Here is a 13,236-nt window from a genome sequence, read left to right as displayed (position 1 = left end):
CACCGCGCGGACGGCGAGCAGCGGCCGCGGGTCCGCGCCGCCTTCCAGAGCCAGGGCCTGCAGCTCGGCGGCGCGCGGGTCCTCCAGCGGCAGCGGGCGCCGAGCCGGTCGAGTCGCTCCAGCGCCCCGCCGAGGTCGGCCACGAACACGGGGTCGTCACCGAGGTCGCCGAACACCGCGCGGACGGCGAGCAGCGGCCGCGGGTCCGCGCCGCCTTCCAGAGCCAGGGCCTGCAGCTCGGCGGCGCGCGGGTCCTCCAGCGGCAGCGGGCGGCCGGCGTCGTCGGTGCCGCGCAGGTACCGGCACCAGCCGGCCACGGCCAGCGTGAGCAGGGGAGCGGGTCGGCCCTGCACCTGGGACTGGCGCAGCGAGGGCAGCAGGTGCTGCGGCAGCTTGGCCGAGCCGCGCCGGCACAGCCGGGACAGCTGGTCGGCGATCGCCGGGTTGGCGAAGCGCTTCAGCAGCGTGCGCTTGTAGGCGCCGAGGTCGACGCCCTCGGGCGCCGGGAGGAGCGGGGTGACCTCGTCGTCCATCAGCCGGGCGACGTACGCGGCGAAGACCGGGTCGCTCATCAGCTCGTCCATGCGGGCGTATCCGGCCAGCGAGCCGAGGTGGCCCAGGGCCGAGTGGCCGGCGTTGAGCAGCCGGGTCTTCATCAGCTCGTAGTCGCCGACGTCGGGGACGAAGTGGACGCCGACCTCGTCCAGCGGCGGGCGGCCGTGGCTGAAGACGTCCTCGATGAACCACTGGGAGAACGGCTCGGTGACCACCGGCCACCGGTCGTCGACGCCGTAGCGGGCGGCGAGCGCGGCGCGCTCCTCGGGCGGGGTCTGCGGGGTGATCCGGTCGACCATGCTGCTGGGGAAGGCGACCCGGTCGGTGATCCAGCGGGCCAGCACCTCGTCGCGCAGCTGGGCCAGGCCGACGACGGAGGCGCGGGCGGCCTCGCCGTTGCGGTGCAGGTTGTCGCAGGAGACGACGGTGAAGGGTGCCAGGCCTGCGCGCCGGCGCCGGTCGAGGGCCTCGACCAGGTAGCCGAAGACGGTGGCCGGTGCCGAGGGCTGCGCCAGGTCGCGGAGCACGTCGGGGTCGTCGGCGCGGAAGGCGCGGGTCTGCGGGTCGAGCAGGTAGCCGCCCGGGGTGATGGTGAGCGTGACCAGGCGGGTGCGCGGGTCGCTGAGTCGGTCGAGGACGGCCGTGGGGTCGTCAGGGGCGTAGAGGTAGTCGACCATCACGCCGACGACGCGGGCGCGCTCGCCGTCCGGGCTGCGCTCGACGACGGTGTAGAGGTGGTCCTGCGGGGCGAGGGCCTCCTGCAGGTGCCGCTGCCGCAGCCCGACACCGACCACGCCCCACTCGGCGGAGATGCGCCGCTCGGCGAGGTCGTCGAAGTAGATGAGCTGGTGGGCCCGCGAGAAGCCGCCCACGCTGAGGTGGACGACCGACGGGGTGAGCCGGCTGCGGTCGTAGGTGGGGACGGCGACCCGGGCGCCGTGGCTGTGCAGCGTCGCCTGGCTCAGCGGGCGGGCCCGCGGCGCCTCCGGTCCGGGGGGCGTCGGGAGGAGCGCGGCCGCGGCCTGGCCGTGGGCCGGCGCCTGGGGTCCCGTCATGGGCTCTGCCGTGGTCATGCGGCGTCGGTCCTCCCTCGTACAGGTCGTGCGGTGACGTCCCCCCTCGCGGCGGTCCCTGAGCGGCCCCGGTGACGTGTTGGGCGCGCGTGGTGCGGCGATGATCATGACTACACGGGGCAACGAGGTCCGGCCAGTCCGGGGCCGTCCCTCGGTGGCGTGAGCCGCGATGGGCGCAGGGCGTCGCGGCGCGGTGGTTTCACGCCGGGGCGCGAACCTAGCCGTAGGGAACCCGTTCCAAACAGGATCGCCGTCACGCTCCTTGTGGCGTAGGAGACGTGGGGGACATCACGTACGGCGTGTCCTCGGTGACACGCCGTGCAGAGGGTCACGGATCCATCACGGACTGTTTGGATCTGCGGCGAGCCCCTCGAGCCCGGCAACGGGCGTTCTACCCACGAACGGTAGGTGCATGGCCGGTCGGCGTCGCGCTCAGCGCTCCGGGGACCCTCGGGTCCCCGCTCCCTCCCGGACCCGGCAGCCGGCCTCGGGCCCGCGCCGCGGCCCGCTGCTGCTGACCGCGCTGGTCGTGGGCGGGCTGGTCGCCGGGGTCACCGGCGTCTCGAACGCCTCCGACGTCCCGACCGGGCCGAGCTCGGTCCTCGCCGCGCAGATGGAGCTGGCCACCCTCGGCGACGACGTCGAGACGCTGCCCATGGCCTCCATCACCGAGGCGGAGGCCCAGGCCCGGCTGGCCGAGGTGGCCGCCTCCCGCGCCGAGCGGGCGGCGGCCGAGGCGGCCGCCGCCGAGGCGGCCCGGGAGGCCGCGCGGCCGAAGGCGGTGCTGCCGGTCGACGGCGCCCGCTTCACCAGCGGCTACGGGGGCCGATGGGGGACCTTCCACTACGGCATCGACCTGGCCGCGCCCATGCGGACGCCGGAGTACGCGGCCATGGACGGCGTCGTCCTGCGGGCCGGGTCGGCCAGCGGCTTCGGCCTGGCGGTCTACCTGCTGCACGAGAACGGGGACGTGACCGTCTACGGCCACATGGACTCGATCCTCGTCGAGCCCGGTCAGTACGTGGAGGCCGGCGAGACCATCGCGCTGCTGGGCAACCGCGGCCAGTCGACCGGTCCGCACCTGCACTTCGAGGTGCACCAGGGCGGGATGAACGGCAAGCGCATCGACCCGGTGCCGTGGCTCGCGGAACGCGGCGTCGAGCTCTGACACGGCGACCGACCCCCTGCGCCAGGGGGCGGTGTGACCCCTGTACAGTTCTTCCTGGCTCGGACGGACCACGCCGGGTCGGACGAGGGGCTGTGGCGCAGCTGGTAGCGCACCACACTGGCAGTGTGGGGGTCAGGGGTTCGAGTCCCCTCAGCTCCACCCCATCCACTCAGGGCGTCCTCCCGCAGGGAGGGCGCCCTGAGTCGTTCCTGGTGCCACTGTGGTGGCCATCGGTGCCGCCTCGGCCTCGGAGCGCCGTCCGCACCAGATCCGCGGCTTCTCCTCTGGTGCATGCACCTCTGGTGGGAGAACGCTCCTCTCATGGCCACCTTCTTGCTGGTGCACGGCGGGTTCTGCCGCAGCTGGGTCTGGGGCGACACGGCCACGGCCTTGGCGGCCAGAGGCCACCGTGTGGAGGCCGTCGACCTGCCAACCTCGGGCCCGGATCCCTCAGCCCTGGGGCTGCAGGACGACGTGGACGCGGTGCGGCGAGCGCTCGACGCACCAGGATCGGGCGCCGTGCTCGTCGGTCACTCGGCCGGCGGGATGGTGCTCGCCGAACTGGCCGACCACCCGGCCGTCCAGCACAGCGTCTACGTGGCCGCCCTCCGCCCTGAGCGTGGCCAGTCCGCCGCGGACATGCTGGGCGGCCAGATCCCGGGGTGGATGGTGGTGTGCCCGGAGGAGGGGGTGGTCAGGGTCAGCGACAGCCCTGCCGTGGTCAGACGAGCCCTCTGCGCCGATGTCGAGGAGAGCCGCTTCTCGCGCGACGTCTACCCGCGCTTCGTCCCGTCGTCCTTGCAGGTCCTGGCGGGCACCTCCTCGGCTCCCACCCCCGGCCACGGGACCACGTACGTCATCTGCGAGGAGGATCAGGCCGTCCCGGTCGCCGCCCAGCAGGCCATGTCCGCACGGAGCGATCGTGTCGAGCGGCTGCCGTCCTCCCACAATCCGATGCTCTCCATGCCGGAGCGGCTCGCCCAGGTCCTCGAGACCGCGGCCCCGGGGGGCACTGACGACGAACCATCCTGATGGTCAGCGGACCGTGGCGCTGCGACACGGACCTACCGAGCCTGCCCTCGACCGCTCCCGCTCACCGACAGCGTGATCCGGCGGGGTCCTCATGGCACTGAGGGACACCACCTGCAGGGCGGCTCCGAGGGCGACGTCGTCAGGCGCCCGCAGTGCGGCGGTCCGCGTTGCGAGTCCTCGGCCGGCGTTGACGCCTGACGGTGCCGCCCCCGACTCCGCAGTGTGGACCGGGTGAAGGCGAGGAGGAGCCCCAGGCCGATCACCACGAGGCTCCAGGCGATGGCCGTGGAGTTCGAGAAGAGGTGCACCAGTCCAGTGGTCGACAGCCCGACGCCGGGCCCGAGCAACAGCGCCTGGCGGGCTCGATCTCCTCGACTCCGGGGACGCCCGCTCACGAGGCGCACGGTGACGACGGGCGGCCGTTCAGGGCTCTCCCGAGTCGAGGGCGGAGAGGTCGGCTCGCCCGCTGGAGGACCCGGCCTCCCGCCATCGGCCGTGACCGCCGCTCTGCCTCGTCGGACTCCTCGTGGACCACGAACGGGGGGTGAGGACGTCGCAGCCGACGGTGCCGTCCGCCGCCCACAGCCGCACGGGGACGCCGCGTCTGCCGCCGCCCGCGGTGGCGACGGTGGTGACCGCCTCGTGCAGGAGGAGCACGAGCTCGTCGTGCCGGCTGCCCTCGACGCCGGCCCGCCGCAGCTGCTCGTGCCACCAGGCGCGGTTGCCGGTGGGGGTCGCGGGGTCGAGCACGGCCTCGGCGAGCACCCGGCCGCCGTCGGGACCGACCGAGGCGGACGGCCGGTGGTCGGGGTTGGCCAGCGTCGTCCCGTCGAGCAGCAGTGCGGGGTGCGTGGCGCGCGCCATGTGCCGGTCGGCGTCCGGCGTCCGGGTCTCGTCGAACAGGCAGGTGAGCGCGACCGGCCGGCCGGCCACGGCAGCGGTGACGGCCACCTCCGCGGTCCGCCACCGCTCCACGTCCGGGAGCAGGTCGAACGGTTGCTGGCAGAGCACCGTCACCCACGCGGCGCCGTCGCCGGCCAGGACGGCGGTCCAGCTCTCGACCAGCTCGTCGGTCGGGACGCGGGCCAGGTCGGCCTGCGGGCGGAACGCCACCCCTCCGGTCCGGGGCACCTGGCCCGCGACACGGTCGCGCACGTCGGGGTCCAGGTAGGCGAGCACCGGCGAGCCCGCGGCCAGGGCCGAGCGGCAGACCTGCGCGGCGAGGTCGGCAGCATCGTCGGGACCGGTCGGGAAGGCGCACCGGTGCACCGGGGAGCCGCCGCCGGCGCTCATCCGACCGGCCCCTCGGCGCGTGACGCGGGCCGGACCCGGAGCTCGACGTCCGGGGAGTCGGCCGCGACGGCGGCGAGCAGCCGTCCGAGCAGCGGGCTGGCGCCGCGGACGGTCAGCCCCGGCGGTGCACCGGCAGCGGCGACCAGCGCGTCGGCGGCGGTGACGTCGAGGAAGTGCAGGCCGCTCACGTCCCACACCCGCGGGCCGGCGTCCTGGCCCGCGGCGGCGGCCAGCACCGCCCGGAGGGCCGCGGTGTTGCTGCCGTCCAGCTCGCCGGTCAGCCGCAGCGCCGCACCGCGACGGCTCAGCCGGAACGCCTCGTCGTCGTAGACGGCAGGTGCGTGCACCCGCGCGTCGTGCGCGTGGTCGAGCGCGGCCTCCTGGACCGGCTCGAGCAGTGACCGGAAGTAGGGGCACAGCGCGGTCAGGGAGCGGGTCCGTGCCAGCTCGTCCACGACCGGCTCGAAGGGGCTGACCCCCGGCTGGGTGATCGCCCCGCTGAACCGGACGCCGGCGAAGCCGTCGGCCAGGGCCGACTCCACCGACTCCGTCAGCGCGGCCGGGTCCTCCGGGACGGCGCGCAGAGCCGCGGGGCCGTGTGCCGACGAGGCACCCGGCGCGACCCCCGTGTGCCGCAGGCGCCGCCGGACCCCTTCGTCGCGGGTGTCCATCCCGGCGAGCAGGACGCAGTCGCCGTGCTCCAGCCCCTCCAGGACGAAGTCCCCGACGACCTCCTCGTGGGCCAGCTCGCTGTCCAGCAGCACCCAGCCGTGCCGCCCCCCGGTCCGGGCCTGCGCCGCCGTCATCGGCCGCCCCGGGGACGCCCGGGCGCCGGAGGCGCCTCACCGGTCTCGGTCACCAGCGCCGCCACCTCCGGCAGCCTGCGGTTGGTGTCCTGCGAGGCCCGGGCGAGGATGCCGAAGGCGGCGTCGGCGGTGATCCGGTAGCGCTCCATGAGCACCCCCTTGGCCTGCCCGATGACGTCGCGGCTCTCGAGCGCCCGGCTCAGGTGGACGGTGCGCTGCACGGCCGCCAGGGCCAGCGCGGCCTGCGCGGCCACCGGCTCGAGCAGCTGCGTGCCCGAGCCCGACCAGTCGGTCGGTCGGCTCGTAGACCGACAGGGTGCCGAGGACGGCGGTGCCGCACTCGAGCGGCAGGCACACCGCCGACCGGATGCCGCGGTCGAGCGCCGCCGGCCCGAACCGGGGCCAGGGCGCGGTGCGCAGGTCGTCGCCCGCGGCGACCCTGCCGTCCAGCGCCTCCGGGAGCGGGCCCTCGCCCTCGCGCAGCTGCAGGGCGTCGAGCCAGGCCGCGAGCGGGGCGGGGTCCCGGACCGGCACCGGCCGGTGGCCCGGCCCGAGGAGGGTGACCGAGACCTCGGCACCGGCGGGGAGCAGGACCGCCACGGACCGGGTCACCGAGCGGGCGACGGCGTCCCCGTCGGGCTCGGCGTGCCACGCCCTGGCGGCGGAGGCCAGCCACCCGGACGACCCGGCGGGGAGGCCGGGTGTGCTGGGGGAGCGGGTCGAGGGGGGAGGGGAGGACCTGGGCGTCGACTGCACTGGGGAACCTCCGGACCGGGTTCCTCCCGGCGGGCCGCGGCGCGCCGTCCGTCTTCCTCGAACCGGCGTCGTTGCTCCCGCCCACGGTACCGCCGTGTTCCGGTACCCAACGCCGGCGCGTCGACGGACTCCGGGGGAGGAGGGCCACCCGGGTGGTGGTGTCGCCACCAGTACCCATGGTGTCCTTGCCGGTCCGCCTGCCTGCTGTGAGGGTGGAGCCCCGTGGACGGCATCGCGGCCCTGAGTGCGTTCGTCGGGCGCTGGTTCGCCCTGATCGTCGTCGCCGCCGGCGGCATCGCGCTGGCGACCCCGGACACCTTCGCCGGGGGCAGCGCGCTGGTGCCCTACTTCCTCATGGTGATCATGCTCGGGATGGGCATGACCCTGCGCGGGTCCGACTTCGCGGTCGTGGCGCGGCGGCCGTGGGCCCTGCTGCTCGGCGTCGCGGCGCAGTACGCCGTCATGCCCGGCGTGGCCTGGCTGCTGACCCAGGCGCTGGACCTGCCCGCCGCGGTCGCCGCCGGCGTAGTCCTGGTCGGGGCCGCCCCGGGTGGGACGGCGTCCAACGTGATGGTCTACCTGGCCAAGGGCGACACCGCCCTCTCCGTGGCGATGACGTCGGTGTCGACGCTGCTGGCCCCGGTGTTCACGCCGCTGCTCGTCCTGTGGCTCGCGGGGGAGTACCTGCCGGTCGACGCCGGTGGCCTGTTCACCTCGATCGTGCAGATCGTGCTGGTGCCGGTGGTCCTCGGCCTGGTCCTGCGGCTCGTCGTCCCCCGGCTGGTCGAGCGCCTGCTCCCGGCCCTGCCGCTGGTCTCGGTCGTCGGCATCACCGTGGTCGTGGCGATCGTGGTGGCCGGCAGCGCGGACACGATCACGTCGGTCGGCCTCGTCGTCGTCCTGGCGGTCGTGCTGCACAACGGCCTCGGCCTGGCGCTGGGCTACGGCATCGCGCGGGTCTGCGGGATGGACGTCTCGGCCCGGCGGGCCATCAGCATCGAGGTCGGCATGCAGAACTCCGGGCTGGCCGCCGGTCTGGCCACCGTGCACTTCAGCCCGGCGGCCGCCCTGCCGGCGGCCGTCTTCTCGGTCTGGCACAACGTGTCGGGCTCCCTGCTGGCCAGCTGGTGGGCCCGCCGGGACCCCGCCGGGCGTCCCGGCCGCGACGAGGCGGTGCTGCAGGGGCGCTGACGCGGGCGGGTCAGCCCGCGTGCGCGCGGCGCTGCTCGCGACGGTGCTCCTGGTGGTGCACCCACAGCACCAGGCAGCGCAGCGCGGCGTAGCCCTCGGCGGAGGCGTAGCCCTGCTCGAAGCGCGCAGCCCCGATCAGCTCGTCGCTGTCGACTGTCCCGCCGGCGGCGAACCGGTCGAGCACCTCACCGGACAGCGACGTGCTGCGGAATAGCCGGGCGATGCCCAGCGCCACCGAGTCGGACACGGTCAGGCTGAACGGCGGGTGCTTCATCGCCGCCCGTCGGTCGAGCAGCTGGGCGACCTCGCTGTAGACCTGGGCGTCCGTGGCGGACACCCCGCGGGCGGTGATGTTCACAGTCGTCTCCTCGGGGTGCGGTGTGCTCCCGGACCATCGGCTCCTCCCTGCCCGGTCTCCAGCCGGGACCATGCGCCCCCTCCCTCCGAGGGGGTGTGGGCGGTCAGGACAACCGGATGGGCACCACGGGGGCGTGCGCCTGCGGGGGGACGTCGGGATGGCCGAGGCGCCGCGGGTCGGCGTCCTCACCGCGGTCGAGCACGTAGCAGGCCGCGATCACGGCGGCACGGTCCTCGACGATGCGCGCGATGACCTGGTCGACGGTCTCGCGGATGCAGTAGCAGCTGCCGTCGGTGGTGATCACGACGGTGTCCGACCCGGCCTCGACCCGCTCGATGTGGTCGGGGTCCAGGCGGCAGTGCTCGCCGGTGCGGCGGGTGAGGCCGATCATGGCGGTCCTCCTGCTGGGCGGGGCATCGGGCCCCGGGGGCTCCCTCGGGTGTGAGGTGCCGGTTCCTTCGGCGTCGGCCCGCGTGTTCTCGAGCGGGGCACCGGCGTCCGCCCCCGTTAGGGTGAGCCGGCGCACCCGGCGTCGCATCGCCGGTCGCTTGCGTCAGCACCCCCCGCTCTCGGCTGCCAGCGCGCTCGGCAGGTCGGCCCGGCGACTGATGCCCAGCTTGTCGTAGACGTGCGCGAGGTGGGTCTCGACCGTGCGGACGGACAGCACGAGCTGCTTCGCGATGCTCTGATTGCGGGCGCCGACCGCGGCCAGGACGGCGATCTCTCGTTCCCGTTGGGTGAGGGCGTAGGGAGCCAGCCGTTCGAGGGCGGGGGTGCGCAAGCCACCGGCGTTCCGGGCCAGCACGTTCGCCCACGCACCGGAGGCCGCGGCCCGGCGCCGGTGGCCGGCGTGTCGGTGGGCCTCGGCAGCCAGGGCGTAGGCGTCCGCCGCGCAGGACAGGGCGTCCAGCTGCCGGAACCGTTCGGCGACCTCGTCGAGCGCCTCGCCATGTGATCGGGCCACGGCGTCGGCGTGTGCGGCGAAGGCCGTGAACAACTGTCCGCCGAGTTCGGCGGCCAGGCCGCACAGCCGGCCGGCCACCTCGCCCGCGCGGCCCAGCCTGACGGCGGTGTGCAGGGCCACGGCCTCGACGGACAGCTGTCCCATCTCGTCGGCCGTGGCGGCAGCGCGCAGGGCCGCCTCGCCGGACTCGTCGTCGCGGCCGGCCGCCGCGGCCGACCAGGCCTGTGCGAGGAGGAGCTCCGGCTCGAAGAGGCGTATCCCCGGGTGCCTCCGGGCCTCCGCCAGTGCCGAGGCGGCGCCGGCCGCGTCCCCCATGAGAGCACGGGCGTGGGCCTGCTTCGCCAGGCACAGCGGCAAGCACCCCACGGGGTCGGACTCGGCGAGACGGGCGGCGGCCTCGGCCAGCCACCGCACGCTCTGGAGGGGCCGGCCGGCGGTGAGCGCCGCCGACCCCCGGCAGAGGGCCGCCACCGCGTCGGCGGCCGACCGGCTGCGGGCCAGGGTGTCCTCGTGCAACGTGACCGCCCGTGCCTCGGCCGCGAGGAGGCGGCCACCGAGCTCGAGCGCCCAGCACTCCACCAGCATCAACAGCGTCCGGGCGCAGGCCGTCTCGACGCCGTCGGCGTCCAGCGCGCGCCGGGCGCGCGCCACGCTCTCGAGGGCCTCGTCCGGATGCCCGAGGGCGGCCAGCGCGGCAGCGTGAGCGACGTCGTCCCACAGCGCCGTGGCGGGCCTGACCGTGCTCCGGTCGAGGACGCCTTCGAATAGGTCGGTGGGCTTCGGCGGCTCCCCGTTCGCCAGGCGCAGGATCTTCCCGACCGCCTCGACGACGTGGCCGGGGTCGGCGGATCCACCGACCGCACCGGCGAGAGCGATCGCCTCCTCGGCGCGGCCCAACCCGAAGAGGTTGAACATCCTGGTGACAGCCAGCTCGTCGCGCTCCGTCGCAGTCGTGGATGCCGCCGCCTGGGCCGCCGCCTCTTCGGCCTCCTCGTGCCGGCCCTGCCACCGGAGCGACTCGACCAGGGCGATGGCTGCCGCGAGCCCGGCTCCGTCGTCCAGAGCGGCGCGGGCGAGGCGCTCGGCCAGGTCGTGGTCGGAGGCGTCGTTGGCGCGGACCGCCGCGCGGGTCAGGACGACCGCGTCCCGCGGGGGCTCGTCCAGCTGCAGGAGCAGCGGGCCGATCCGCAGTGGGTCCTCCTGGGCCCAGCGCCGGACCGAGCTCGCCCCGGCGAGCTGCTCCAGGTACTGGCTGGACGCGGCCTGCGGCATCCGGGCGCAGAGCACCTGGGCCTGTAGCGGCTGGGCGAGCCGGGCAACGGGACGTCGGGACGTCCGCTCGACGGCGACGAGGCCCCGCCGTTCCAGGGTGGTTACCACCGCAGAGGAGGTGAGGGCCACCAGGTCCCGCAGTTCGAGCACTCCTCCGATCGCCAGCAGCTCCATGGCCGCCCGTTCGGGGTCGGTGAGGTCGCCCATCTCCGCCTGGACGACCTCGCAGAGCCGTTGGGTGAGGGCCGGCTCGCCCTCCCAGCGCCAGATGCCCTCGACGCTGCGGAGCCGGTCGGTCTCGTGCCCCGCCTGCACCAGCTCGTGGAGCATGACCGCGCTGCCCCCGCTCATGCGCCACAGGGTCTGCACCAGCCGGCTCTCCGGGGTGCCGCCCAGCTCCGCCTCCAGCAGCTGCTCGACCTGAGGGCGGGTCCACGGACACAGCTCGACGCGGGTTGCGAGCCCGTCCCTCCAGAGGGTGTCCACCAGGTCGGGGCCGCGCGCGCCGCCCAGCACGGTGAGCACCACGCTGGCCGCCCGGGTCAGAACGAGCTTGTGCACCAGGGCGGCCGACAGGTCGTCCAGCAGATGGGCGTCGTCGATGACGACGACGACCGGGCGGCCGGACCTGTCCTTGTCGAGGCTCGAGGCCATGGCCTGCCACGCGGCCGCCGGATCGGACCCCGCGCCGGCGGCCGGGACCAGGTGCGCCAGAGCGCCCAGCGGTATCCCCGCCCCACCACGGGTGCCCGTGGCCCAGGCGCTACGGTGGCCCTGCCGATGCAGGGCGGCGAGCGCCTCCTGCGCCAGCCGGGTGCGGCCGGCACCTCGCGGCCCCGAGACGACGACCGCACCTGGCCGGTCACCGCCGAGCGTGGTCAGGAGCGCCTGCAGCGCGTGATCCCGGTCGACGAACGGACCAGGCCCGGCGGGCGGCTGGGGGTGGTGTTCGTCGTGTCGCCCCCCGCCGGGAACGCCGTCGCTGCCGGGCGTCGTCACCATCTTCCGCTGTCCACGTTGACCGGAAGCGCTGCCATGCGGAACAGGATCGAGTGACGCGCGTGTCGAGACAAGTTGGGCGCGCGCATGACCACCGTAATTGACTGACTGGAGAAAGATCGTCACTCACAGTGCTACGTGATCCTCATCCGAGACTACGTGGCCCCCATGGCCGGAACCGTATTACGGTCGTGTGAACACCCGTGTTCAATCCGCACGTACCGGTGACGGACCGGGTTGTCCTGTAATGCTGCGTCTTCCAAGATTCCTTCACCGAGTCGACGTGGCATCGGTGGCAGGGCGACGGGGCACACGTTTCCGGGGGCCATCTCTCGCGGGCCCTCCAGGTGTTCTCCTGCATTCCTTGCGCAGTCTGACCGCAACGAGGAGGAACCATGTTCGAGAACCAGACCGTCGAGCTGCTGCCGGCGCGGACCACCATGTCGTGCAAGAACGGGAAGAACAAGAAGAAGAACGGCGGGAACAACACCGCCGTCGCCTTCAACGTCATCTTCGTTGAGGCCCGAGGGAATGCCGAGGTGAACATCGACGCCGAGCAGACTGCTACGGCCACGGCTGGCAACAGGTGATGTCCTGACCTAGCTGTGATGTGGGGAGGGGCGGCCGGATCTCGGCCGCCCCTCCTCGTGTCTGTCGAGTGTGCCGATCCCGTAAGGAGAGCTAGGTCCTGACATGGCCATCGCGACGGACCCCGATGTCCTGGCGCCCGCGGACCGCCATGACCACCCTGTGTACCGGCTCGCTCCTGGGACGGAACTGCTCGGCGAGTACCGGGACTCTGGGTACCAGACGCCCAAGTACCTCATCCGCCGAGCCGACGGGCAGGTGATGCAGCTTCCGCGTCTCCTGTACCGGGTGGCGGAGTCCCTCGACAGCCGGGACGCCGGGCAGATCGCCGCCGAGCTGAGCCCCGAGCTGGGCGAGGAGCTGACCGCCGAGAGCATCTCCTTCCTGGTCGACCAACGGTTGCGGCCGGTCGGCCTCGTCGCTCCCGACGACACCGGCGGCGTGGAGCCGGCGGTGCCGGTCAAGTCAGATCCGCTCCTCGCGCTGCGCTACCGGGTCGGGGTCCTCCCGGCCGTGGTCTCCTGGCGGGTCGCGGGGATGCTCCGCCTCTTCTTCGCCCGACCCGTGTGGGTGGCGGGCCTGGCGGCCTTCGTGGCGACCCTTGCCTGGATCGCGGCGCAGGGCGGAGTGCTCGAGCAGTTCATCGCCGGAGTGGACCAGATCGTCCGCAACCCCGAGCTGATCCTGGCAATCTACGTCCTGACGTTCTTCCTGTCCGGGGTGTGGCACGAGTTCGGCCACGTCACTGCCTGCCGGTACGGCGGGGCCCGCCCCGGCGACATGGGGGTGGGCATCTACATCGTCTGGCCGGCGTTCTACAGCACGGTCACCGACTCCTACCGTCTCGACCGGGTCGGGCGGCTGCGCACCGACCTCGGCGGCGTGTACTTCGACGCCCTGTTCATGACGGGGACCGGACTGGTCTACCTGTACACGGGTGAGCCGTGGCTGCTCATCATGCTGCTCGGGATGCTGGGCGAGACCCTGTCGCAGTTCCTGCCGTCCATCCGGCTGGACGGCTACTACATCCTCGCCGACCTCGTCGGGGTGCCCGACCTCTTCGGCTACGTCTGGCCGGCGGTGAGCTCGAACACCCCCACGGCGCTGGTCACCACGTCGCCGGTTCGCAGCGCGGTGTTCAGGGTGCCCAGGTATTCGAGGAACCCGTTCCACACCACCGG

13 protein-coding genes and 1 tRNA gene are annotated in these 13,236 nt (G+C 74.1%); 7 read left to right on the top strand and 7 right to left on the bottom strand.

Translation table 11 applies throughout. From position 1 onward, the window contains the following. A partial coding sequence (locus tag CNO22_RS20850; RefSeq protein ID WP_100501178.1) for a mannitol dehydrogenase family protein occupies nucleotides 1-1,628 on the bottom strand: 1,628 nt, incomplete at its 3' end. A 412-nt stretch (nucleotides 1,629-2,040) separates the two neighbouring features. Here CNO22_RS20850 and CNO22_RS20845 point away from each other — a divergent pair. From CNO22_RS20845 to CNO22_RS20835, 3 genes are all read left to right on the top strand, one after another. Further along, nucleotides 2,041-2,796: a M23 family metallopeptidase gene (locus tag CNO22_RS20845; RefSeq protein ID WP_100501175.1), complete on the top strand. Its 756-nt coding sequence runs from the start codon at nucleotides 2,041-2,043 to the stop codon at nucleotides 2,794-2,796. Between the two features lie 86 nt (nucleotides 2,797-2,882). Next, nucleotides 2,883-2,955 (top strand) — tRNA-Ala (locus tag CNO22_RS20840). Nucleotides 2,956-3,117: 162 nt separating this feature from the next. Continuing rightward, entirely contained in the window at nucleotides 3,118-3,828 is a 711-nt protein-coding gene (locus tag CNO22_RS20835; RefSeq protein WP_100501177.1) for an alpha/beta fold hydrolase, read from the top strand. Nucleotides 3,829-4,251: 423 nt separating this feature from the next. On the opposite strand, the gene CNO22_RS20830 is transcribed toward CNO22_RS20835, so the two are convergent. The 3 genes from CNO22_RS20830 to CNO22_RS28500 are packed head-to-tail and all read right to left on the bottom strand — an operon-like array spanning nucleotide 4,252 to nucleotide 6,181. Beyond that, on the bottom strand, nucleotides 4,252-5,121 hold the full coding sequence (locus CNO22_RS20830) for an MEDS domain-containing protein (RefSeq protein WP_100501174.1): 870 nt from the start codon (nucleotides 5,119-5,121) through the stop codon (nucleotides 4,252-4,254). Further along, a complete protein-coding gene (locus CNO22_RS20825) occupies nucleotides 5,118-5,927 on the bottom strand; it encodes an MEDS domain-containing protein (protein ID WP_100501173.1) in 810 nt (269 codons plus the stop codon). The genes CNO22_RS20830 and CNO22_RS20825 overlap by 4 nt, the downstream gene beginning before the upstream one ends. Then, complete coding sequence (locus tag CNO22_RS28500; protein ID WP_198588480.1) at nucleotides 5,924-6,181, bottom strand: ANTAR domain-containing protein; 258 nt, start codon at nucleotides 6,179-6,181, stop codon at nucleotides 5,924-5,926. The genes CNO22_RS20825 and CNO22_RS28500 overlap by 4 nt, the downstream gene beginning before the upstream one ends. Before the next feature lie 724 nt (nucleotides 6,182-6,905). Here CNO22_RS28500 and CNO22_RS20810 point away from each other — a divergent pair. After that, nucleotides 6,906-7,874 (top strand): bile acid:sodium symporter family protein, encoded by a 969-nt coding sequence (locus CNO22_RS20810; RefSeq protein WP_100501171.1) that lies wholly within the window; start codon nucleotides 6,906-6,908, stop codon nucleotides 7,872-7,874. Nucleotides 7,875-7,884: 10 nt separating this feature from the next. Here CNO22_RS20810 and CNO22_RS20805 read toward each other — a convergent pair whose 3' ends face one another. From CNO22_RS20805 to CNO22_RS20795, 3 genes are all read right to left on the bottom strand, one after another. Continuing rightward, nucleotides 7,885-8,232 (bottom strand): hypothetical protein, encoded by a 348-nt coding sequence (locus tag CNO22_RS20805; protein ID WP_232807214.1) that lies wholly within the window; start codon nucleotides 8,230-8,232, stop codon nucleotides 7,885-7,887. 103 nt (nucleotides 8,233-8,335) lie between these two features. Further along, the gene (locus CNO22_RS20800; protein ID WP_100501169.1) at nucleotides 8,336-8,623 is read right to left on the bottom strand and encodes a flagellar FlbD family protein; all 288 of its coding nucleotides are present in this window, start codon (nucleotides 8,621-8,623) and stop codon (nucleotides 8,336-8,338) included. A 162-nt stretch (nucleotides 8,624-8,785) separates the two neighbouring features. After that, complete coding sequence (locus CNO22_RS20795) at nucleotides 8,786-11,350, bottom strand: helix-turn-helix transcriptional regulator (protein ID WP_232807215.1); 2,565 nt, start codon at nucleotides 11,348-11,350, stop codon at nucleotides 8,786-8,788. Here CNO22_RS20795 and CNO22_RS29265 point away from each other — a divergent pair. The 3 genes from CNO22_RS29265 to CNO22_RS20785 form a co-directional block, all read left to right on the top strand. Then, nucleotides 11,237-11,524: a hypothetical protein gene (locus CNO22_RS29265; RefSeq protein WP_232807216.1), complete on the top strand. Its 288-nt coding sequence runs from the start codon at nucleotides 11,237-11,239 to the stop codon at nucleotides 11,522-11,524. The genes CNO22_RS20795 and CNO22_RS29265 overlap by 114 nt on opposite strands. Nucleotides 11,525-11,862: 338 nt before the next feature. Then, nucleotides 11,863-12,057, top strand: coding sequence for a hypothetical protein (locus tag CNO22_RS20790; protein WP_100501167.1), 195 nt, complete (start codon nucleotides 11,863-11,865; stop codon nucleotides 12,055-12,057). A 103-nt stretch (nucleotides 12,058-12,160) separates the two neighbouring features. After that, a partial coding sequence (locus CNO22_RS20785; protein ID WP_157937043.1) for a hypothetical protein occupies nucleotides 12,161-13,236 on the top strand: 1,076 nt, incomplete at its 3' end.

The sequence above is a fragment of the Geodermatophilus chilensis genome, assembly GCF_002802985.1.
GTDB classification, from domain to species: domain Bacteria; phylum Actinomycetota; class Actinomycetes; order Mycobacteriales; family Geodermatophilaceae; genus Geodermatophilus; species Geodermatophilus chilensis.
The sequence above is the reverse complement of the archived record's forward strand: the minus strand, read 5'-3'. Positions and strand labels throughout refer to the sequence as shown.